6 protein-coding genes are annotated in these 24,106 nt (G+C 70.5%); 3 read left to right on the forward strand and 3 right to left on the reverse strand.

The features are described from left to right. Window positions 1-219 precede the first annotated feature (219 nt). Window positions 220-2,715, reverse strand: a complete 2,496-nt coding sequence (locus HWW87_RS15610; RefSeq protein ID WP_175821036.1) for a xanthine dehydrogenase family protein molybdopterin-binding subunit — start codon at window positions 2,713-2,715, stop codon at window positions 220-222. A gap of 21 nt (window positions 2,716-2,736) precedes the next feature. Then, window positions 2,737-3,195 carry a (2Fe-2S)-binding protein gene (locus HWW87_RS15615; protein ID WP_175821037.1) on the reverse strand — a complete coding sequence of 153 codons (459 nt, stop codon included), beginning with the start codon at window positions 3,193-3,195 and terminating at the stop codon, window positions 2,737-2,739. Window positions 3,196-3,932: 737 nt separating this feature from the next. Between HWW87_RS15615 and HWW87_RS15620 the strand changes: the two genes are divergently transcribed. Then, window positions 3,933-16,649: an autotransporter-associated beta strand repeat-containing protein gene (locus HWW87_RS15620; RefSeq protein WP_175821038.1), complete on the forward strand. Its 12,717-nt coding sequence runs from the start codon at window positions 3,933-3,935 to the stop codon at window positions 16,647-16,649. 296 nt (window positions 16,650-16,945) lie between these two features. Beyond that, window positions 16,946-21,331, forward strand: a complete 4,386-nt coding sequence (locus tag HWW87_RS15625; RefSeq protein ID WP_175821039.1) for a hypothetical protein — start codon at window positions 16,946-16,948, stop codon at window positions 21,329-21,331. Between the two features lie 345 nt (window positions 21,332-21,676). On the opposite strand, the gene HWW87_RS15630 is transcribed toward HWW87_RS15625, so the two are convergent. Next, the gene (locus tag HWW87_RS15630) at window positions 21,677-22,690 is read right to left on the reverse strand and encodes a LacI family DNA-binding transcriptional regulator (protein WP_175821040.1); all 1,014 of its coding nucleotides are present in this window, start codon (window positions 22,688-22,690) and stop codon (window positions 21,677-21,679) included. Window positions 22,691-22,925: 235 nt separating this feature from the next. Between HWW87_RS15630 and ugpC the strand changes: the two genes are divergently transcribed. Continuing rightward, window positions 22,926-24,080, forward strand: a complete 1,155-nt coding sequence (gene ugpC, locus HWW87_RS15635) for a sn-glycerol-3-phosphate ABC transporter ATP-binding protein UgpC (protein WP_175821041.1) — start codon at window positions 22,926-22,928, stop codon at window positions 24,078-24,080. The last annotated feature ends 26 nt before the right edge of the window (window positions 24,081-24,106 follow it).

The raw sequence follows: 24,106 nt of genomic DNA on the forward strand, positions 1-24,106 counted from the left end.
TGGAGGCTTCCTCCCCAGGCGGCGCCGCGAGACAGGTCGACCATAGCGGCGTCAATGCATCCTGGACCCATGGTCGGCCATGGAACAAGCCGTAGTCCACCGCCTTCGCGGCTGCCCCCTACTGCTAACCTGAAGCGGCATGCCCCGTGTCGGGGCGGCCGGCGCGCGGCGCATCACTGGAAGTGGTTGCCAGGATTGATCGCGCGCTTGCCGGATCGTCTACGTCACCGTGCCTTTCTTCAGCTCGTCAATACACGGGATCCCGGCGCGCCGTTTCGGCCGCAGGAATTTCGGCACCGCGCTCGGCTGACCGACGCCTGCATGGCTTTGATCGGCCTTGGGCTTCAACGCGGCCGGCTTCACCTTGCGCGGCATCCGGCAGCCGCCGGCCGGCAGGTCGCCGTACGGTTCCTCGTCGACGGCCGCCGCGGGGGCCGCCGTCATCGCGGGCGAGGCCGAGGCGACCAGCATCGGCGCGAACGGCAACGCATGCAGCCGTTCGCCGGTCAGCACGAACGCACCGTTGGCCACCGCCGGCGCGATCGGCGGCACGCCGGCGTCGCTCAACCCGGTCGGCTGAGCGTCCGACGGAACGAAGAAGACATCCACCGGCGGCGCTTCCTGCATGCGCACGGGCGGATAGTCGGCGAAACCGGCGTTGCGCACCGCGCCATGGTCGACGTCGATCGCGAAGCCTGGCTTGGTCGTCGAGAGGCCGAACAGCGCGCCGCCCTGGATCTGCGCTTCGGCGCCGGTCGGGTTGACGATGCGGCCCGCATACACGCCCGCCGTCACGCGATGCACGCGCGGCTGCTGCGCTTCGATCGACACTTCCGTCACGTACGCGACGACCGAGCCGGCCGTTTCGTGCATCGCGACGCCCCACGCGTGGCCGGCCGGCAGCGTGCGCGTGCCATAGCCGGACTGGTCGACGGCCAGCGCGAGCGCCTGGCGATGCGGCGTGTGCTCGGGGCCGGCCAGCCGCGCCATCCGGTAGGCGACCGGATCCTGCCGCGCCGAGTGCGCGAGTTCGTCGACCAGCGTTTCCATCACGAACGCCGTATGCGTATGGCCGCCCGAACGCCACGACTGGACCGGCACGTCGGCGTCGGTCTGATGGACCGACACCTGCATCGGGAAAGCGTACGGGCTGTTCACCACGCCTTCGGTCAGGCTGGGATCGGTGCCGCGCTTGAGCATCGCCGTGCGCTCGAGCGGCGAGCCCTTCAGCACCGACTGGCCGACGACGACGTGCTGCCAGTCGCGCACGGCGCCGCTGCTATCCACACCGACGTCGACGCGATGCAGCACCATCGGACGGTAATAGCCGCCGCGCAGATCGTCCTCGCGCGTCCAGATCGTCTTGACCGGGCCGAGATGGCCGGCCGCGAGGTACGCGGCGGACACGCGGGCGGCTTCGACCACGTAGTCTGAAGTCGGCGTCGAGCGCCGGCCATAGTCGCCGCCCGTCGTCATCGTGAAGATCTGGACTTTCTCCGGGGCGACGCCGAGCGCCTTCGCGACCGCCGCGCGGTCGGTCGTCTGCAGCGACGAGCCGCCCCAGATCTTGATCCCGCACGCGCAGCTCGCCGGCCCGACGTCGACCGTGCAGCTGAGCGGCTCCATCGCCGCGTGCGCGAGATACGGAAATTCGTAATCCTTCCGGATTCGCGTTGCCGCCGGCGGTGCGCTGCCGGCGTCGGCCGTACGCACCACCGTGCCCGGCGTGCCGGCGAGCTGCTTGTACGCCTGCATCTGTTCGGCGGACGTGACGGTCGAGCCGGCGTCCTTCCACGTGATCTTCAGCGCATCGCGGCCGAGCTTGGCCGGCCAGTAGCCGTTCGCGATCACGGCCACGCCGGTGCCGCCGCGATCGGTCGGGATCTCGACGACCTCGACTACGCCCTTGACGGCCCGGGCCGCCGTCGCGTCGTAGCTCGCGACGTGGCCGCCGAAGCGCGGCGGGCGCGCGACCACGGCCACCATCGTGTCCGGCAGGCGCCAGTCCATCCCGTACTTGAGCGTGCCGTCGAGCATCGCGCGCGCGTCGAGGCGCGGGGTCGGCTTGCCGATGAGGCGGAACTGGTCCGGCGACTTCAACGGCACCCGCTGCGGTACCGGCATCGCCATCGCGTCCGGTGCGAGTTCGCCATAGGTCGCGCGGTAGCTGCCGGACGTCACGACGCCGTTCGCGGTCCGGCACGTGGCCGGATCGACGTTCCAGCGCTGCGCGGCCGCGGCGACGAGCATCGCTCGGGCGGATGCGCCGAGTTCGCGGTATTGCGCGAACGAGTGATTGACCGACGTCGAGCCGGCGGTCATCTGGATGCCCGTCACCGGATCCTTGTACGGCTCGCCGGCCGGCGCGAGCACGGTGCGCACGTTGCGCCAGTCGGCATCGAGTTCGTCGGCCAGCGCCATCGGCAGCGCGGTGCTGACGCCCTGGCCGGATTCCGTCCGGTTGACGGCAACGGTCACGGTGTTGTCCGGCGCGATGATCAGGAATGCTTGCGGTGGCGAAGCCTGCAAGGTCTTGCCCGCTTGCGCCGCGGCGCGTGTCGGCGCGATGCCGAGCGCGAGGCAGCCGCTTGCCGCCATCGTCAGCTTCAGGAAGCCGCGCCGGCCGAGCATCGGCGCCTCGGCTCCGGTGGCGGGCGACGCGTCGCGGTGGGGGGCGTCGGCGCTGGCCGGGCGCCCGAAAGTGCGGATACGCATGGTCTCAGTCTCCCGGCAGGCTCAGGCAAGCGCGTGAGCCGCATCGTGAATCGCGGCGCGGATGCGCTGGTAGGTTGCGCAACGGCACAGGTTGCCGGCCATCGCGCGGTCGATGTCGGCGTCGGTCGGCGCCTTGTTGCTGCGCAGCAATCCGGCCGCGCTCATCATCTGCCCGCTCTGGCAGTAGCCGCATTGCGCGACGTCGTGCCGGATCCACGCGTCGAGGACGGCCTTGCCGACCGCATCGTCGGCGAGATGTTCGGACGTCGTGATGTGCGCACTTCCGACCGCCGACAGCGCCAGCGTGCAGCTTCGGGCCGTCCGGCCGTCGACATGAACGGTGCAGGCGCCGCAGTCGCCGGTGCCGCATCCGAACTTGGTGCCGGTCAGCCCGAGGTTGTCGCGCAGCACCCAGAGCACCGGTGTGGACGGATCGGCGTCGATCTCGGCCGGCCGGTTGTTGATGTTCAACGTCACCATCGTGAAGTTCTCCCTTGGACACCTCGTTATCACCCGCGAAACAGAAAGGCAATGCGGCGGATCTGAACCAATTAAAGCAGATCCGCTAAAAAAACTGCATTGAGGAATTTGAGTTTTTTGCCATTCTTAATGATTTGCGTGGTTTATTTAAAGAGAATCGTTTTCATCTTGCGTACAAATGAGTTAATGGGAATGAAAGAATATTGAGTTTTGCCAAAAAAATATCCGGCCGATGGAAAACGTTTGCGAGTCGGGCCTATATTTGACTCGCGATCACGCCAGGAGACAGGCGGATCGGACGGCAGGCACGGACAAATCGGTATGCGGGGCAACGGGCGTACGGTCGTCCGACAAGGCTGTTCCAGCGTTTGATTGTCGGGCGGGAGGCCCCGAGTGTGCGGGGTTTCGGCGGGGATGCGTTGTTGGCCTGTATGGGCGGACGTGTAATGAGTCGCGCCCGCCGGGGCTACGCTTCCGGTGTTATGAAAACAACCGTTTTTGATTAGCGGAAAATTTACCGGGTGACGAAGGGGGTTAAAAGTAAAATATGCCGATTCAATAATTCTCGCCGATTCGTTCTCGTTTGTTTTTAATCAAGCCAACCGCTTCGGATTGGTGACGGGACGGTGTTTTTCAAAAAAAACATCGAATAAAGCATTCCGGTATTTGGCTCCGGCATTTTGAATGCACGGAGTGAATGCCCGGTGTCGTCGATTCTCTTATGGGAAGGTGTGATTATGCGTATGCGCATGGGCTCGAACAAAAAGCGCGCGGAAGCACGTCCGAAATTCCTCGTTCCGACCGGCATGCTGGTCGCGCTGGTCGGCGCCGGGATCGTCCCCGTCGACGCACTGGCCGCCTGCACCGGAACGACGACCGTCACCTGTACCGGAGCGAGTACCACCTATTCGAACGGTACGAACAATCTCAACCTGACCGTGGCGCCGCTCGCGACCGTGTCCGTGGTGCCGTTGATCGGCGGCACCGCGCTGTCGCTGACGGGCAGCGGCGTCACGCTGACCAACAACGGCAGGATCGACCCCGCGCTGTCCGGGTTGAGCTTCGTGTCGAACGGCACGGTGGTCGGCAATAGCGCGTCGGCGAGCACGGTCAACGTCACGAATACCAGCTCGGGCGTGATGATGGGGTCGACGAGCTCGCTGATCAACGGGCCGGCGTTGACGGTATACAACGGCATCGGCGGCACGACGAACATCACGAACGCCGGCACGATCGGTACGACCGGCCTGCTCGGCTTCAGCGCGGGGCCCACCGCGCAGGTGGTGACCACGTCGGGCGGTGCGCAGGCCAACTTCACCAACGCGAGCGGCGGCACGATCAACGGTTCGGTGGTGCTCGCGCCCAGCGGGACGCTGGGCACCGGGAACACGTTCACCAACGCCGGCACCGTCACGGGCAACGTGTCGCTGGGCGCGGCCCTCGGCACGTCGAATACCTTCAACGCAATGACCGGGTCGTCGGTCGGGCTCGGCGTCGATGCCGGGCTGGGCGGCAACAACACGCTCAACCTGCAACTGAACGCGGCCGCCGGCGGCGCGACGAACGGCACCATCGCGGTCGATACGTTCGGCAATTTCAACAACCTCGCCGTGCAGGGCGGCACGTGGGACATCACCGGCGCATCGACCGCGACGAACGCGTCGCTGACCGGCGGCACCGCGATCGTCCACGGCGCCGGTGCGCTGGGCACCGGCACGATCGTCGGCGGCGGCGGCACGCTCGAGGCCGGCACGGCCGGCGTGAACCTGCTCAACAACGTGACGCTGACCGGCGGCTTGACGGTGGACGGCGCGACCGGGCTCGCGTTGTCGGGCACGATCGCCGGCGGCGGCGCGCTGAACGCGAGCGGCGCCGGCACGCTGGCGCTGAACGGCGCCAATTCGTTCACGGGCGGAACGAATCTGACGGGCGGCGGCGGGCTCCTCGTCGGCACCGGCACGGCGCTCGGCGGCGGCGCGCTGAACGTGACGGGCGCGGGCGGCACGCTCGGCACGAGCGTCGGCGGCACGCTGCTCGGCAACGCGGTGAATATCGATACCGGCGTAACCCTGGGCCTGAACGGTTCGGCCGACCTCGGCCTCGGCGGCACGATTGCAGGCAACGGCAGTCTCGCGCAAACCGGCACGGGGACGACGACGCTGCTCGGCGCGAACACGTTCTCGGGCGGCGCGGCGCTGAGCGGTGGCGGGCTGATCGTCGGCGGCGGTGCGGCGCTCGGCACGGGCGCGCTGCAGGTGACCGGTGCGGGCGGCTCGCTGGCGACCAACGTGGCCGGCACGCTGCTCGGCAATGCGGTGAATCTCGATGCAGGGGCCACGCTGGGCCTGAACGGTGCGGCCGGCCTGAGCCTCGGCGGCACGATCGCCGGTAACGGCGGCCTCGCGCAAAGCGGCACGGGGACGACGACGCTGCTCGGCGTGAACACGTTCTCGGGCGGCGCCACGCTGAGCGGCGGCGGGTTGATCGCCGGCAATGGCGCGGCGCTCGGCACGGGGGCGTTGAACGTCGCCGGCGCGGGCGGCACGCTCGCGACGAGCGTCGGCGGCACGCTGCTCGGCAATGCGGTCAACCTCGGCGCGGGCGCGACGCTCGGCCTGAACGGCGCGGCCGACCTGAGCCTCGGCGGTGCGATCGGCGGGAACGGCAGCCTGGCGCAAACCGGCGCCGGCTCGACGACGCTACTCGGTGCGAACACGTTTACGGGCGGTACGGCGCTGAGCGGCGGCGGACTGATCGCCGGCAACGGCGCGGCGCTCGGCACGGGGGCGCTGAACGTGATCGGCACGGGCGGCACGCTCGCGACGAACGTCGGCGGCACCGTGCTCGGCAATGCAGTCAACCTGGGCGCGGGCGCGACGCTCGGCCTGAACGGCGCCGCCGATCTCGGCCTGAACGGCGCGATCTCGGGCGCGGGCGGCCTGGCGCTCGGCGGCACCGGCGCCACGACGCTGTCCGGCGCGAACACGTTCACGGGCGGCGCGAGCCTGACGGGCGGCGGCAGCCTGATCGTCGAAGGCGGCAGTGCGCTCGGCATCGGCGGCGCGTTGAACGTGAGCGGCCTTGGCGGTTCGCTGAGCGCGGACCTGACCGCCGGCGCGGCGCTCGCGAACGGCATCAACCTGAACGGCGCATCGCTGACGCTGAACGGCGCGAACGACCTCGGCCTGGGCGGCGCGATCGGCGGCACCGGCGGTCTCGTGCTGAGCGGCACGGGCACGACGACGCTGTCCGGCGCGAACACCTTCGGCGGCGGCACGACGCTGAGCGCCGGCACGCTGCTCGCCGGCAGCAATACGGCGCTCGGCACCGGCGCGCTGAACGTCGCCGGCACGGGCGGTGCGCTCGGCGCGAGCGTGAACGGCACCGCGCTGGGCAACGCGGTGAACCTCGGTGCGGGCGCGACGCTCGCGCTGACCGGCTCGAACGATCTCGGCCTGAACGGCGTGATCGCCGGCACCGGCGGTCTCGCGCAACTCGGCTCGGGCATCACGACGTTGGCCGGGGCGAACACGTTCTCGGGCGGCACGACGCTGAGCGGCGGCGGGATCCTCGCCGGTAACGGCAGCGCACTCGGCACGGGCGCGCTGAACGTGACGGGCGCGGGCGGCTCGCTCGGCACGACCGTCGGCGGCACGGTGCTCGGCAACGCGATCCAGCTCGGCGCGGGCGCGGCATTGACGGTTGGGGATGCGAACGATCTCGGGCTGGGCGGGATCATTTCCGGCGCCGGCGGCCTGTCCGTGAGCGGCCCGGGCACGACGACGCTCACCGCGGCCGAGACGTTCACCGGCGGCACCACGATCGGCAGCGGCACGCTCGCGATCGGTGCGGGCGGTAGCCTCGCCGCGTCGAGCCCCGTCAACCTGACGGGCGCCGGTGCGCAGTTCAACATCACCGGTGCGACCACGCCGCAGTCGATCGGCACGCTGTCGGGTGTCGCGGGTTCGACGATCGATCTCGGTTCGAACCACCTGACGCTGGCGGGCAGCGGCAGCGGCGTCTTCGCGGGCAACATCGGCGGGGCGGGCGGGCTGACGCTTTCCGGCACGGGTTCGCAGGCGCTCACCGGCAACAACACGTTCACGGGCGGCACGGCGCTGACGGGCGGCAGCCTGGTCGTCGGCAGCGGCGCGGCGCTCGGCCTCGGCGCACTCGACGTCAACGGCTCGGCTTCGCTCGGCGCGAGCGTGCCGGGCGTGACGCTCGGCAACGCGGTCAATCTCGGTGCCGGCGTCACGCTGGGGCTGAACGGCGCGAACGATCTCGGCCTGAGCGGCACGATCGCCGGCAACGGCGGCCTCGCGCAAACGGGCACCGGCACGACGACGCTGCTCGGGGCGAACACGTTCTCGGGCGGCACCACGCTGAGCGGCGGCGGGCTGATCGCCGGCAACGGCGCGGCGCTCGGCACGGGCGCGCTGACCGTTGCGGGCGCGGGCGGCACGCTCGCCACGAACGTCGTCGGCACGGTGCTCGGCAATGCGGTGAACCTCGGCGCCGGCGCGACGCTGGGGCTGAACGGTGCGGCCGACCTGAGCCTCGGCGGCGTGCTGTCGGGCGACGGCAGTCTTGCGCAAACCGGCACCGGCACGACGACGTTGCTCGGCGCGAACACGTTCACCGGCGGCACGACGCTGAGCGCCGGCGGTCTCATCGCGGGCAACGGCAGCGCACTCGGCACGGGCGCGCTGAACGTGACGGGCACGGGCGGCTCGCTCGGCACGAGCGTCGGCGGCACGGTGCTCGGCAACGCGGTGAATCTCGGCGCGGGCGCGACGCTGACGGTCGGCGGCACGAACAACCTGGGCCTCGGCGGCGCGATTTCGGGCGGCGGCAACCTCGCGGTGAACGGCCCGTCGATCACGACGCTCACGGGGGCGGGCAGCTACACCGGCAACACGACGATCGGCAACGGCAGCACGCTGGCGGTGGGCGCGGGCGGCACGCTGTCGGGCGGCAGTTTGTTCGATCTGGCCGGCGCGGGCGCGACGCTCGACCTGAGCGCGGCCACGTCGCCGCAGACGACGGGCGGGCTGGTCGGCACGGCCGGCTCGGCGGTGAATCTCGGCGGCAATACGCTGACGCTCGGCGGCGCCGGTAACGGTACGTTCGGCGGCACGATCGGCGGTGCGGGCGGGCTGACGATGGCCGGCACCGGCACGGAGACGCTGACCGGCGCGAACGCGTATAGCGGCGGCACGACGATCAACAGCGGCACGCTGGCGATCGGCGCGGGCGGCAGCCTGGCAGCGGGCGGCGCCGTGAATCTGGGCGGGGCCGGCGCGACGTTCGACCTGAGCGGCGCAGGGCTGCCGCAGGCGATCGGCACGCTGTCGGGCGTGGCCGGTTCGACGGTGAGCCTCGGCGGCAACGGCCTGATACTGGGAGGTGCAGGCAGCGGCACGTTCGGCGGCACGATCGCGGGGGCAGGCGGCAGCCTGACGCTGTCGGGTACGGGCACCGAAACGCTGAACGGCGCCAACACGTACACGGGCGGCACGAACCTGACCGGCGGCGGCACGCTGCTCGCCGGCAACGGTGCGGCGCTCGGCACGGGCGCGCTGAACGTCACCGGCGCGGGCGGCTCGCTCGGCACGACCGTCGGCGGCACGGTGCTCGGCAACGCGATTCAGCTCGGCGCGGGCGCGGCCCTGACGCTCGGCGGTACGAACGACCTCGGCCTCGGCGGCATCATCGCCGGCGGCGGCAGTCTCGCGCAAACCGGCAGCGGAACGACCGCGCTCACCGGCGCGAACACCTACACGGGCGGCACGACGCTGAGTGCCGGCGGCCTGTCGGTCGGCAGCAACACGGCGCTCGGCACGGGCACACTCAGTGTCACCGGCAGCGGTGGCGCACTCAGTGCGAGCACGGCGAACCTGCTGCTGGCGAACGCCGTCGATCTGGGCACCGGTTCGGCGCTGAATCTCGGCGGCGCGTTCGACTTCGGCCTGAACGGGATGATTTCCGGCGCGGGCGGCGTGGTGCAGTCCGGCTCGGGCACGACCACGCTCGGCGGCGCGAACACCTACGGCGGCGGGACGACGCTGAACAGCGGCGGACTGAGCGTGGGCAGCAATACGGCGCTCGGTTCCGGCGCATTGAACGTGACCGGCAACGGCACGCTGAACGCGAGCGTGAGCGGCACGACGCTCGGCAACGCGGTCACGCTCGGCGCGGGCGCGACGCTCGGGCTGAACGGTGCGAACGATCTGGGCCTGAGCGGCACGATTTCCGGCAGCGGCGGGCTTGCGCAGACCGGCGCGGGCACCACGACGCTCACCGGCACGAACACCTATGGCGGCGGCACCACGTTGAGCGGCGGCGGGCTGATCGCCGGCAACGGCAGCGCACTGGGTTCCGGCGCGCTGAACGTCACGGGCGCGGGCGGCGCGCTCGGCACGAGCGTCGGCGGCACGACGCTCGGCAATGCGGTGAATCTCGGCGCAGGGGCAACGCTGACGGTTGGGGGTGCGAACGATCTCGGGCTGGGCGGCGGGATCTCGGGCAGCGGCGGCCTGTCGGTCAGCGGCCCGTCGACGACGACGCTCACCGGGACGAACACCTACACCGGCAATACGACGATCGGCGGCGGCAGCACGCTGGCGGTCGGTGCGGGCGGCAGCCTGTCGGCGGGCAGCGCGCTCGATCTGGCCGGCGCGGGCGCGACGCTCGACATCGGCGGCGCGACGACGCCGCAGACGAGCGGGATGCTGTCCGGCGTAGCCGGCACGAACGTGAACCTCGGCGGCAACACGCTGACGCTGGCCGGCGCCGGCAACGGCAGCTATGCGGGCACGATCGGCGGTACCGGCGGGCTGACGATGGCCGGCACGGGGACGGAAACGCTGACCGGCACCAACACGTACACGGGGGCGACGACGATCAACAGCGGCACGCTGGCGATCGTCGCGGGCGGCAGCCTCGCCGCGAGCAGCCCGGTGAATCTCGCCGGCGCGGGCGCGACCTTCGACGTCAGCGGCGCGACCACGCCGCAGACGACGGGCACGCTGTCGGGCGTGGCCGGTTCGACGGTGAACCTCGGCGGCAACAACCTGACGCTCGGCGGCTCGGGCAGCGGCACGTATGACGGCACGATCGCCGGCGCGGGCGGCAGCCTCACGCTGTCGGGCACCGGTACCGAAACGCTGACCGGCAGCAACACCTACACGGGCGGCACGAGCCTCACCGGCGGTGGCACGTTGATCGCTGGCAGCGGCTCGGCGCTCGGCACGGGCGCGCTGAACACGAGCGGCGCAGGCGGCACGCTCGGCACGAGCGTGGCCGGCACGACGCTGACCAACGCGATCAACCTGGGTTCGGGCTCGACGCTGACGGTTGGCGGTGCGAACAACCTGGGCCTCGGCGGCGCGATCTCGGGTAGCGGCAACCTCGCGGTGAACGGCCCGTCGACGACGACGCTCACCGGTGCCGGCACGTACACCGGCAACACGACGATCGGCAACGGCAGCACGTTGGCGGTCGGCGCGGGCGGCAGCCTGTCGTCGGGCAGCGCGGTCGATCTGGCCGGCGCGGGCGCGACGCTGGACGTGAGCGCGGCCACGTCGCCGCAGACGACCGGCACGCTGTCGGGCGCAGCGGGTTCGGCGGTGAACCTCGGCGGCAATACGCTGACGCTCGGCGGGTCGGGCAGCGGCACGTTCGGTGGTACGGTCGGTGGCACGGGCGGGTTGACGTTGTCGGGCACCGGCACGGAAACGTTGACCGGGACCAACACGTACACCGGCGCGACGACGATCAACAGCGGCACGCTCGCGATCGGCGCGGGCGGGAGCCTCGCCGCGAGCAGCCCGGTGAATCTCGCCGGTGCCGGCGCAACGTTCGACGTCAGCGGCGCGACGACGCCGCAGACGACCGGCACGCTGTCGGGCGTGGCCGGTTCGACGGTGAACCTCGGCGGCAATAACCTGACGCTCGGCGGCACGGGCAACGGCACGTACGGCGGCACGATCGCGGGCGCGGGCGGCAGCCTCACGCTGTCGGGCACGGGTACCGAAACGCTGACCGGCAGCAACACGTACACGGGCGGCACGACCCTGAGCGGCGGCGGCACGCTGATCGCGGGCAGCGGTTCGGCGCTCGGCACGGGTGCGCTGAACACGAGCGGCGCAGGCGGCACGCTGGCCGCGAGCACGCCCGGCACGACGCTCGCCAACGCGGTGAACCTCGGCAGCGGTTCGACGCTGACGGTCGGGGGTACGAACGATCTCGGCCTCGGCGGCGCGATCAGCGGCAGCGGCAACCTCGCGGTGAATGGTCCGTCGACGACGACGCTGTCGGGCGCGAACACCTATACCGGCGGCACGACGATCGGCGGCGGCAGCACGCTGGCGGTCGGCGCGGGCGGCAGCCTGTCGTCGGGCAGTGCGATCGACCTGTCCGGCACCGGCGCCACGCTCGACCTGAGCGCGGCCACTTCCGCGCAGACGACCGGCGCGCTGTCCGGCGGCACGGGCACGAACGTCAACCTGGGCGGCAATACGCTCACGCTCGGCGGCGCAGGCAGCGGAACGTACGGCGGCGTGATCGGCGGCACGGGCGGGTTGACGCTGTCGGGCACCGGCACCGAAACGCTGACGGGCACCAACACGTACACCGGCGCGACGACGATCAACAGCGGCACGCTCGCGATCGGCGGCAACGGCAGCCTGTCGTCGAGCAGCCCGGTCAGCCTGACGGCGTCCGGCGCGACGCTCGACCTGAGCGGCGCGTCGTCGCCGCAATCGACGGGCGCGATCTCGGGCGTAGCGGGTTCGACCGTGAACCTGGGCAATAACAACCTGACGCTCGGCGGGGCGGCCAGCGGCACTTACGCGGGTAATATCGCCGGCGCCGGTGGCGTGACGATGTCGGGCACCGGCACGGAAACGCTGACGGGCAGCAACACGTACACCGGCGCCACCACGATCAACAGCGGCACGCTGGCGATCGGCGCGGGCGGCAGCCTGTCGGGGACGACGCCGGTGAGCCTGACGGGTGCGGGCGCAACCTTCGACCTGAGCGGCGCGACCACGCCGCAGACGACCGGCACGCTGTCGGGCGTGGCCGGTTCGACGGTGAACCTCGGCGGCAACAACCTGACGCTGGGTGGTGCGGGCAGCGGCACGTATGACGGCACGATCGCCGGTGCAGGCGGCAGCCTGACGCTAGGCGGGACGGGCACTGAAACGCTGACCGGGATCAACACGTACACGGGTGGCACGAGCCTGACCGGCGGCGGCACGTTGATCGCGGGCAACGGTACGGCATTGGGCACCGGTACGCTGAACACGAGCGGCGCGGGCGGCACGCTTGGCACCAGCGTGGCCGGCACGACGCTCGGCAACGCGGTGAACCTCGGTGCGGGTTCGACGCTGACGGTCGGCGGCGCGAACTCGCTCGGCCTCGGCGGCGCGATCAGCGGCAGCGGCAACCTCGCGGTGAACGGTCCGTCGACGACGACGCTCACCGGCGCGAGCTCATACACCGGCAACACGACGATCGGCAACGGCAGCACGCTGGCAGTCGGCGCGGGCGGCAGCCTGTCGGGTGGCAGCGCGGTCGATCTGGCCGGTGCAGGGGCGACGCTCGATCTGAGCGCGGCCACGACGCCGCAATCGACGGGAGCATTGGCGGGCGTAACGGGTTCGACCGTGAATCTCGGCGGCAACGCGCTGACGCTCGGCGGCTCGGGCAGCGGCACGTTCGGCGGCACGATCGCCGGCACGGGCGGCAGCCTGACGCTGGCCGGCACGGGCACCGAAACGCTGACCGGCACGAACACGTACACGGGCGGCACGACGTTGAGCGGTGGCGGCACGCTGCTCGCCGGCAACGGTTCGGCGCTCGGCACGGGCGCGTTGAACACCAGCGGCGCAGGCGGCTCGCTCGGCACCAGCACGGCCGGCACGACGCTGACCAACGCGATCAACCTGGGTTCGGGCTCGACGCTGACGGTCGGCGGCGCGAACAACCTGGGCCTCGGCGGCCCGATCTCGGGCAGCGGCAATCTGGCGGTGAACGGTCCGTCGACGACGACCCTCAGCGGCACCAGCTCGTACACCGGCAACACGACGATCGGCAACGGCAGCACGCTGGCGGTCGGCGCGGGCGGCAACCTGTCGTCGGGCAGCGCGGTCGATCTGGCGGGCAGCGGTGCGACGCTCGACCTGAGTGCCGCGACGACGCCGCAGACGACGGGCGCGCTGTCCGGCGTGTCGGGGTCGGCGGTGAACCTTGGCGGCAACACGCTGACGCTCGGCGGACCGGGCAGCGGCACGTTCGGCGGTACGGTCGGCGGCACGGGCGGGTTGACGCTGTCGGGCACCGGTACTGAAACGCTGACCGGCGCGAACACGTACACCGGCGCGACGACGATCAACAGCGGCACGCTGGCGATCGGCGCGGGCGGCAGCCTGTCCGGCAGCAGCCCGCTGAGCCTGACGGGTGCGGGCGCAACGTTCGACGTCAGCGGTGCGACGACGCCGCAAACGACGACCGCGCTGTCGGGCGTCGCGGGTTCGACGGTGAACCTCGGCGGCAATGCGCTGACGCTCGGCGGCACGGGCAGCGGCACGTTCGGCGGTACGATCGCCGGTACGGGCGGCAGCCTCACGCTGGCGGGCACGGGCACCGAAACGCTGACCGGCGCGAACACCTACACGGGCGGCACGAACCTGACGGGCGGCGGCACGCTGGTCGCGGGCGGCAACACGGCGCTCGGCACCGGTGCGCTGAACACCGGCGGCGCGGGCGGCACGCTGGCCGCGGGCACGCCGGGCACGACGTTGAACAACGCGGTGAACCTCGGCAGCGGTTCGACGCTGACGGTGGGCGGCACCAACAGCCTCGGCCTGAGCGGCCCGATCTCGGGCAGCGGTACGCTCGCGCTCAGCGGCCCCGCGACGACGACGCTTTCCGGCGCCAACACGTACACCGGCGGCACCAGCGTCACGGGCGGCGGCACGCTGGTCGCCGGCACGCCGACCGCACTCGGCAGCGGCACGCTGAGCGTCGGCGGCAACGGCGGCACGCTCGGGACCAGCGTGGCCGGCACGACGCTCGGCAACGCCGTGAATCTCGGCACGGGTTCGACGCTGACGGTGGGCGGCGCCAACAACCTCGGCCTGAGCGGCCCGATTTCGGGCGGCGGCAACCTGGCGGTGAGCGGCCCGTCGACGACGACCCTCAGCGGCGCGAACGCGTACACGGGCGGCACGACGATCGGCAACGGCAGCACGCTGGCGGTCGGCGGCAACGGCAGCCTGTCGGCCGGCAGCGCACTGACGCTGGCCGGCAGCGGCGCGACGCTCGACGTCAGCGACACGACGACGCCGCAGACGGCCAGCGCGCTGTCGGGCGCGGCGGGTTCGACCGTGAATCTCGGCGGCAACACGCTGACCGTGGCCGGCCCGACGGGCGGTTCGTTCGGCGGCACGATCGCGGGTACCGGCGGCTTCGCGGTGCAGGGCGGCGGCACGCAGACGCTGACCGGCGCGAACACGTACACCGGCGGCACGACGATCGGCAGTGGCAGCACGCTCGCGCTCGCCGGCACAGGCAGCCTCGCGCCGACCAGCCCGATGACCCTCGCGGGCAGCGGCGCGACACTGGACCTCACGGGTTCGGCCGCACCGCAGTCGATCGGCACGCTGTCGGGTACGACGGGTTCGAACGTGAACCTCGGCGCGACGCCGCTGACGGTCAACACCGCGGGCACCAGCTCGTTCGCGGGCACGCTGTCGGGTACCGGCCCGCTGACGCTGGCCGGCACGGGCGCGCAGGTGCTGAGCGGCACGAACACGCTGTCCGGGCCGACGACCGTGACCGGCGGCACGCTCGCCGTGACCGGTTCGCTGGCCAGCTCGCCGGTGACCGTCGGCAGCGGCGCGACCGTCACCGGGACGGGCACGATCGGCGGCCTGGTCGTGTCGGGCGGCGGCACCGCATCGGTCCTCCAGCTCGGGCAGCCGCTGAAGGTCGCGGGCAACGCGACCTTCCAGCCGGGCTCGACGCTGCAGGTCGGCGCGACGCCGCAACAGAGCGGCGGCCTCGACGTGACCGGCTCCGCCACGCTCAACGGTGGGTCGGTACAGGTCGTCGCGGCGACCGGGCAATACCAGCCGGGCAAGCTCTACACCATCGTGAATGCCGGCGCGGGCGTGCAAGGGCAGTTCAGCGCGGTGAACTCGACGTATGCGTTCCTCACGCCGACGCTCACGTACGACCCGGCACGGGTGCTGATGTCGCTGGCGCCGAACGGCACGCCGTTCTCGTCGGTCGCGACGACGCCCGACGGGCAAGCGGTGGCGGGCGCGGTCGGCACGCTCGGCGCCGGCAATCCGCTGTTCGATACGGTGCTGACGTCGGATGCGCCGACCGCGAACCGTGCGTTCACGCAACTGGCCGGCGACCTGTATCCGAGTACGCGCAGCGTGCTGCTGTCGGATAGCCGCTACGTGCGCGACGCGGTGCTCGATCGTGCGCGGCTCGGGTCGCAGCCGGGCGGAGCGCTGTGCGGCTGCGAGGCGCCGGTGTCGGCGGACGACCACGCGGCGGCGCTCGACCGGCGCATGGCCGCGGAGAACGGCTGCACGCCGGCCAAGTCGTTCAAGCCCGCGGTGTGGGGCCGGCTGTACGGTTCGCATAGCCGGTTCGACGGCGACGGCGTCGCTTCGATCGATCGCAACCTGTATGGCTTCATCGTCGGTACGGATGCGGAAGTCAGCAGCCACTGGCGCGTCGGTATCGCGGGCGGTGCGTCGCGCAGCCAGCTCAATACCGACCAGAACGAGTCGGCGAGGGTCAACGGCGAGACGATCGCGCTGTACGCCAGCGGCCGATACGACGCGTGGAACGTGCGCGGCGGCGTGTCGCAGTCGTGGTACCGCGTGCATAGCGAGCGCAATCCGTCGTTCGGCGGCTTCGCCGATCACGATACCGCGAGCTACGACGCGAACGCGACGCAGGTGTTCACTGAAATCGGCTATTCGATGGCCGTCCGCAACATCGCGCTCGAACCGTTCGTCGGGCTCGCGTACGCGAGCCTGCATACCGACGGCTTCAAGGAGAACGGTGGGGCGGCGGCGCTGCAGGGCGATTCCGATACGACAGGCCTCGGCTTCTCGACGCTCGGCGTGCGGGCCTCGACCGACGTCGCGGTCACGACGAAGGGCAAGGTCACGGCGTTCGGCACGGTCGGCTGGCGGCATGCGTTCGGCAATACGCAGCCGGCGTCGAGGCTGTCGTTCGCGAGCGGCGGTTCGCCGTTCAGCGTGGTCGGTGTGCCGGTCGCGCGTGACGCCGCGGTGCTCGAGGTCGGGGTCGACGCGGCCGTGACGAAGAACCTGTCGCTCGGGTTGTCGTATAGCGGCCAGCTCGGCGGCCACATCAGCGATCACGCGCTGTACGGCAATCTGTTGTGGAAGTTCTAAAGGGAGGCGGGGGCCGCTCGCGATGGAGGGCATCGTCGTGAGCGGTCAATCGTCGATCGATGATTTGATGAGGCTTGGTTTCTGGTTCGCATTACAGAAATTTCGTGATGCGAATCAATTTTCATGAAGTGCGTCACGTGGTGTCTGGTATCCCGTTGTATCAGCCTGTTCAAACCTGTTTCAACGCTTTGCCGTATCGGGCAATCCGCGAATGATTCGCGCCGCCTTCGGGCGACGGGGTCCTAGCGTCATCGCTCGAGCTGTTCCGCGGTTGTCCAATCGAAATGAGGTTATTCATGAAAACGAAAATGAACGTGAAATTGACAGGCATCGCCTTGTCGGTCGCGGCTTTGTTCAGCTTGGCCGCCACTGCGTCTCAGGCGGTGGTCGTGACCGCCATGCCGGGAAGTCTCAGCAACACCGACGGCGTCATCATCGAAGGCGCATCGCCGGCGCCCGGGGGGCTCATCGGCACCGTGACGGGATGGGGGAACGGGGTGGTGACGGTCGGCAGCCCGAATGCAGGCGGTATCTCGATCGGGCTGGCCGGGACGGGCACGGGAAGCGCGACCATCGATATCGGTAGCGGATTGCTCGAGCCGGTCGCAGGCGTGGCCGGTACGGTGACGGGGGCGTTGGGTGGGGTTGGCGGCGGTGGGACCGGTGGTCTCGGTGGAGTGGTTGGCACGGTAACCGGCGCGCTGGGTGGCATCGGTGGCGGCAATCCGACTGGTGGCCTTGGTGGCGTCGTCGGAACGGTGGGCAATGCGGCAAGCGGTGCAGTGGGTACGGTGACGGGCGCTTTGGGTGGTGTTGGTGATCCGGCCGGGGGTCTTGGTGGTGTGGTTGGTACGGTAACCGGTGCGCTGGGTGGCATCGGAGGCGGCAATCCGACCGGCGGTCTCGGTGGTGTGGTCGGCACGGTAACCGGTGCACTGGGTGGTATCGGTGGTGGCAATCCGACTGGTGGCCTTGGTGGCGTCGTCGGGACAGTAGGCAACGCGGCAACCGGTGCACTCGGCACGGTGACGGGTGCCCTGGGCGGTGTCGGTGATCCGACTGGTGGGCTTGGTGGTGTGGTCGGTACGGTAACCGGTGCACTGGGTGGCATCGGTGGTGGCAATCCGAATGGCGGTCTCGGTGGCGTCGTTGGCACGGTAGGGAACACGGCAACGGGTGCAGTCGGTACGGTGACGGGTGCGTTGGGTGGTGTCGGCGATCCGACCGGCGGGCTGGGCGGTGCAGTCGGAACGGTGACGGGCGCTCTGGGTGGTGTTGGTGATCCGACCGGTGGTCTTGGTGGTGTGGTTGGCACGGTAACCGGTGCACTGGGTGGCATCGGTGGTGGCAACCCGACTGGCGGCCTCGGCGGTGTTATCGGCACGGTAGGGAACACGACGACGGGGGCAGTCGGAACACTGACTGGGGCACTGGGCGGTGTCGGCGGTGGCGGGATTGGTGGTCTCGGTGGCGTCGTCGGCACGGTCGCGAACGCGGCAACGGGTGCAGTCGGTACGGTAACGGGTGCCTTGGGTGGTGTTGGCAATCCGACCGGTGGTCTTGGTGGAGTGGTTGGCACGGTAACCGGCGCACTGGGTGGCATCGGTGGCGGCAATCCGACTGGCGGCCTCGGCGGCGTCGTTGGCACGGTAGCGAATACGGCAACGGGTGCAGTTGGAACGTTGACTGGCGCACTGGGCGGTGTTGGTGGTGGCGGGACCGGTGGTCTTGGTGGTGTTGTCGGGACGGTGGGCAATGCGGCAAGCGGTGCAGTCAGTACGGTAACGGGTGCCTTGGGCGGTGTTGGCAATCCGACCGGTGGTCTTGGTGGTGTGGTTGGCACGGTAACCGGTGCACTGGGTGGTATCGGCGGTGGCAATCCGACTGGCGGCCTCGGTGGCGTCGTTGGCACGGTAGCGAACACGGCAAGCGGCGCAGTCGGAACGGTGACGGGTGCGTTGGGTGGGGTTGGCGATCCGGCCGGTGGGCTTGGTGGTGTAGTTGGCACGGTAACCGGTGCACTGGGTGGCATCGGTGGTGGCAATCCGACTGGCGGCCTCGGCGGCCTCGGCGGCGTTGTCGGCACGGTCGCGAACACGGCAACGGGTGCAGTGGGAACGTTGACTGGTGCCCTGGGCGGTGTTGGCGGTGGTGGGACCGGTGGTCTCGGCGGTGTTGTTGGGACGGTGGGCAATGCGGCAAGCGGTGCAGCCGGTACGGTAACGGGTGCCTTGGGTGGTGTTGGCAATCCGACCGGTGGTCTTGGTGGAGTGGTTGGCACGGTAACCGGCGCACTGGGTGGCATCGGTGGCGGCAATCCGACTGGCGGCCTCGGCGGCGTCGTTGGCACGGTAGCGAACACGGCAACGGGTGCAGTCGGAACGGTGACGGGCGCTCTGGGTGGTGTCGGTGATCCGACCGGTGGTCTTGGTGGTGTGGTTGGCACGGTAACCGGTGCACTGGGTGGCATCGGTGGTGGTAACCCGACTGGTGGCCTCGGTGGCGTCGTCGGGACAGTCGGTAACGCGGCAAGCGGCGCAGTCGGAACGGTGACGGGTGCGTTGGGTGGGGTTGGTGATCCGACCGGCGGGCTGGGCGGTGTGGTCGGTACGGTAACCGGCGCACTGGGTGGCATCGGTGGTGGCAACCCGACTGGTGGTCTCGGTGGCGTCGTCGGCACGGTCGCGAACACGGCAACCGGCGCAGTCGGAACGGTGACGGGTGCCTTGGGTGGTGTCGGCGATCCGACCGGCGGGCTGGGCGGTGTGGTCGGTACGGTAACCGGCGCACTGGGTGGCATCGGTGGTGGCAACCCGACTGGTGGTCTCGGTGGCGTCGTCGGCACGGTCGCGAACACGGCAACCGGCGCAGTCGGAACGGTGACGGGTGCCTTGGGTGGTGTCGGCGGTCCGACCGGTGGGCTTGGTGGCGTGGTTGGCACGGTAACCGGTGCACTGGGTGGCATCGGTGGTGGCAATCCGACCGGCGGCCTTGGTGGCGTTGTCGGCACGGTAGCGAACACGGCAACGGGGGCAGTCGGAACGCTGACCGGCGCACTGGGCGGTGTTGGCGGTGGCGGGACCGGCGGTCTCGGCGGTGTTGTCGGGACAGTGGGCAACGCAGCAAGCGGTGCAGTCGGTACGGTAACGGGTGCGTTGGGTGGTGTTGGCAATCCGACCGGTGGTCTTGGTGGTGTGGTCGGTACGGTAACCGGCGCGCTGGGTGGCATCGGTGGCGGGACTGGCGGCCTCGGTGGTGTCGTCGGAACGGTGGCGAACACGGCAACAGGTGCGGTCGGAACGCTGACTGGAGCATTGGGTGGTGTTGGTGGCGGGACCGGCGGCCTCGGCGGTGTTATCGGCACGGTGGCGAACACGGCAACCGGTGCAGTCGGAACGGTGACTGGCGCTCTGGGCGGTGCTGGCGGCGCGACCGGCGGCCTCGGTGGCATCGTTGGCACGGTGGGTAACACGGCAACGGGTGCAGTTGGAACGGTGACTGGTGCCCTGGGCGGTGCCGGCGGTGCGACTGGCGGCCTCGGTGGCATCGTGGGCACGGTCGCCAATACGGCAACCGGCGCAGCCGGAACGTTGGCCGGTGCGGCGGGTGGTCTCGGCGGCGTCGTCGGCGCGGTCGGCAACTCGGCAACCGGTGCAGTCGGGACGCTGGTCGGTGCCGTGGGCGGTGTTGGCGGCGCGACCGGCGGTCTCGGTGGCATCGTTGGCACGGTAGCCAACTCGGCAACCGGCGCAGTCGGAACGCTGGTCGGCGCAGCGGGTGGTGTCGGCGGCGCGACCGGTGGTCTCGGTGGCATCGTTGGCACAGTGGCCAACTCGGCAACCGGTGCAGTCGGAACCTTGGCCGGTGCAGCGGGTGGTGTCGGCGGCGCGACCGGCGGTCTTGGTGGTGTCGTTGGCACGGTAGCCAACTCGGCCACGGGCGCAGTCGGAACGTTGGCCGGCGCAGCGGGCGGTGTCGGCGGCGCGACCGGCGGTCTTGGTGGCATCGTTGGCACGGTAGCCAACGCCGGCACGGGCGTCGTCAACGCCGTCACCGGGGTCGCGGGCAACGGCGGCGCGCTGATCACGCCGATCACGAGCATCGTCGGCAATCTCGGCGGCTCGCTGCCGGTCGGCGCAGCCACCGGTGCGATCGGTGCAACGTCGGGCGCGATAACCGGCATCGCCGGCAGCGGCACGGCCGCGATCACACCGATCGCATCGACCGTCACGTCGCTGATCGGATCCGCCACGGGCGGCGCCGGCAACGTCGTCGGCTCGGGAACCGGCGTCCTCTCCGGCGCAACCGGTGCGGCGGGATCGCTCGCGACGGTCACCACAGGCCTGGCGGGCTCGCTCGCGCACACCGTGACCGGTACCACCGGCGCGGTCGCCGGGACCCTTCCGGCACTGAGTGTCGCGCTCAACGGCGGCACGGCAGCCGGTGCGGTCGGCGGTGTGACGAACGCCGCCGGGGCGCTCATCTCCGGCGGCGCGACGATCGCCAACGCGGCGGTGCAATCGGTCGGCTCGGCCGTCGGTGCGGTGGCCGGCGTCGTTCCCGCGCTGGCGGTGTCGCTGAACGGCAATTCCGCGCAAGGGGGCGGTAGCGCGTCAGGCGGTCTGCTGGCGCCCGTGACGTCGCTCGTCAGTTCGCTCACCGTCCCGGTGATCAAGAAGTAGTCGACGTCGATACCGCGGCCGCCGCATGCGCCGGGCGGCCGCGAATCTTCAAGCTACCCGCGCGTTACCCACAACGCCGGCGAGACGACGAATCGTGTCGACTCGCGCGGCGTTGCCTCGGTGACGGGCCATTTTGCATTCCGGGGAGCCGTGGCGTCGGATGCCGCAATCACGGACTTCCCGATCTCTTCCTGCGTGCATCGGTTCGCCGCGCGTCGAAGTGGGCGATATACGTTTTGCGTCCTCGTTGAACGAGAAAACGGAAACCGCGCGACCAACGCCACGCCGTCCATTCCCGACGCATACGCAGCACGCCGCACGCTCAAACGCGTGCGTATCGAACCGTCAGCCCGGCGCCGTCCCGGTCGACTCACGCACGACGAGTTCCGGCGCTCCGATCGTATGCACGGCCGAGGCCGGCTCGATCCCGTCGATCATGTCGAGCGTCAGCGCGATCGCCCGCGCGGCGATCTGCGCGGTCGGGAACCGCACGGTCGTCAGCGCGGGGCGGAACTGGTGGGCGAGCTGGATATCGGTCATGCCGACCACCGACAGATCGGCCGGCACGCGCAGGCCGAGATCGGCGGCGGCCTGCATCGCGCCGATCGCCATCAGGTCGTTGGTCGCGAACAGCGCGGTGAGGCCCGGCTGCTCCCGCAGCAGCGCGGCGGCCGCTTCGTAGCCGCCTTCGATCGAATCGTGCGCCGACACGGTCGTCAGCGCATCCGCCGGATGGCCGCGCGCCGCGAGTTCGTCGGCGAAACCACGCAGCCGCACCGACTGCGGGCCGCCCGAACCCTTGCCGACCAGCGCGCCGAACGCGCGATGCCGCAGCCCGGACAGATGCGCGGCCGCCAGCGCGCCCGCCGCCGCGAAATCGACGGTCACGCACGGCAGCGTGCGCGACGCATGCACGTGCTCCCACATGCACAGCACGATCGATGCGCCGTGACGCGCGATGTCGGCGAGTTCCGCCTCGGCGAGATCGGTATTCATCACGATCGCACCGGCCGCGAGCGTGCCCGCGATCCGCTCGAGGTAGTTGCGCGTGATCGCCGGATCGTCGTCGGTATTGGACACGAGCAGGTAATGGCCGCGCTTGCGCGCCTCGCGCTCGGCGGCGAGCACGAACTCCGGATAGAACGGGTTCGTGATGTTCGACAGCATCAGCGCGAGCGTCGACGTGCGGCCTTCTGCGAGCGCGCGTGCGGTCAGGTTCGGTCGATAGCCGAGTTCGCGGATCGCGGCCATCACGCGCTCGACGGTCGCCGGCTTCACCTTCTGCGGATTGCGCAGCACGTTCGAGACGGTCGCCGCCGTGACGTTCGCGCGCTGCGCGACTTGCGCGAGCGTCACCATCCGCGGGCTCCGGCCGGCCGGGCAGCGTGGTACAGGGAAAGTGAAGCGGGGGAGTGTCTGCTCATATTCTGGGAGGGCGTCCCGCAAGTTGCACAGGGACAGCCGATACGCTAATTTCTCGACACATCAGAGGAAGGAGACGACATGGTACGGCGAACCTGGCGAACTGCGCCACCGAAATTTAAGCGTTTAAATTTTCCGATCCGATGCGTGTGACCGGCGAGAGGAGAGCGCGATGACCGCCATTTCATTGAAGGATGTCTCGAAGCGCTACGGCGACCATGCGCCGGTGCTGCGCGACGTGAATCTCGAGATCGCGTCGCACGAATTCTGTGTGTTTCTCGGTCCGTCGGGCTGCGGCAAATCCACGCTGTTGCGGATGATCGCGGGGCTCGAGGACGTGACCGAAGGCGAGCTGCGGATCGACGGCGCGCGGATGAACGACACGCCGCCCGCGGAGCGCGGCGTCGCGATGGTGTTCCAGAGCTATGCGCTGTTTCCGCACATGACCGTGTTCGACAACATCGGTTTCGGGCTGCGGATCGCCGGCACGCCGAAGGACGAGATCCGCCGCCGCGTGACCGAGGCCGCGCGCGTGCTGCAGCTCGAAGCGCTGCTCGATCGCAAGCCGAAGGCGTTGTCGGGCGGGCAGCGGCAGCGCGTCGCGATCGGCCGCGCGATCGTGCGCGAGCCGCGCGTGTTCCTGTTCGACGAGCCGCTGTCGAATCTCGACGCGACGCTGCGCGGCCAGACGCGCGTCGAAATCGCGCGGCTGCACGCGCGTTTCACTCAATCGAGTTCGGTCTACGTCACGCATGACCAGATCGAGGCGATGACGCTGGCCGACCGGATCGTGCTGCTGCACGCGGGCGACGACGTCGCGCGCTTCGGCAGCATCGCGCAGACCGGTGCGCCGCTCGAGCTGTATCACCGGCCGGCCAACCGCTTCGTCGCGGGCTTCATCGGCTCGCCGCGGATGAACTTCCTGCCGGCCGTCGTCGAAGCGGGCGACGCGCACGGCTGCCGGCTGCGGCTGGAAGGCACCGGCGAAACGATGACGCTGCGCGATCGCCCGTTGCCGCGCCACGTCGGCCGCGGCGCGCGCGTGACGCTCGGGATTCGTCCGGAGCACCTGACGGTCGCGGCGTCCGGCGATGCCGGGTTGCCCGTGATCGTGCGCGACGTCGCGCTCGTCGAGCAGCTCGGCGAAGCCGCGTACGTGCATCTCGACCAGCCCGGCGGTGTGCCGCTGCTTGCAAAACTGCCGGGGCAGGCCGCGTTGCGGCGCGGCGAGCGCCACGCGTTCCGCGTGCCGCCGTTGAGCTGCCATCTGTTCGACGAAGCCGGCATTGCGTTGCCGGCCATCCACGCCGAAGCGGCGTTCGCGTAACGGCGCAATGCCGACCCGCCGCATGC

The sequence above is a fragment of the Burkholderia sp. BCC0419 genome (genome assembly GCF_902830285.1).
Classification (GTDB): domain Bacteria; phylum Pseudomonadota; class Gammaproteobacteria; order Burkholderiales; family Burkholderiaceae; genus Burkholderia.

Excerpts from the sequence above, each read along its gene's own strand:
- HWW87_RS15610 (WP_175821036.1), bottom strand. The coding sequence starts at position 2,715 with ATGCGTATCCGCACTTTCGGGCGCCCGGCCAGCGCCGACGCCCCCCAC.
- HWW87_RS15615 (WP_175821037.1), bottom strand. The coding sequence starts at position 3,195 with ATGGTGACGTTGAACATCAACAACCGGCCGGCCGAGATCGACGCCGAT.
- HWW87_RS15620 (WP_175821038.1), top strand. The coding sequence starts at position 3,933 with ATGCGTATGCGCATGGGCTCGAACAAAAAGCGCGCGGAAGCACGTCCG.
- HWW87_RS15625 (WP_175821039.1), top strand. The coding sequence starts at position 16,946 with ATGAAAACGAAAATGAACGTGAAATTGACAGGCATCGCCTTGTCGGTC.
- HWW87_RS15630 (WP_175821040.1), bottom strand. The coding sequence starts at position 22,690 with ATGGTGACGCTCGCGCAAGTCGCGCAGCGCGCGAACGTCACGGCGGCG.
- ugpC (WP_175821041.1), top strand. The coding sequence starts at position 22,926 with ATGACCGCCATTTCATTGAAGGATGTCTCGAAGCGCTACGGCGACCAT.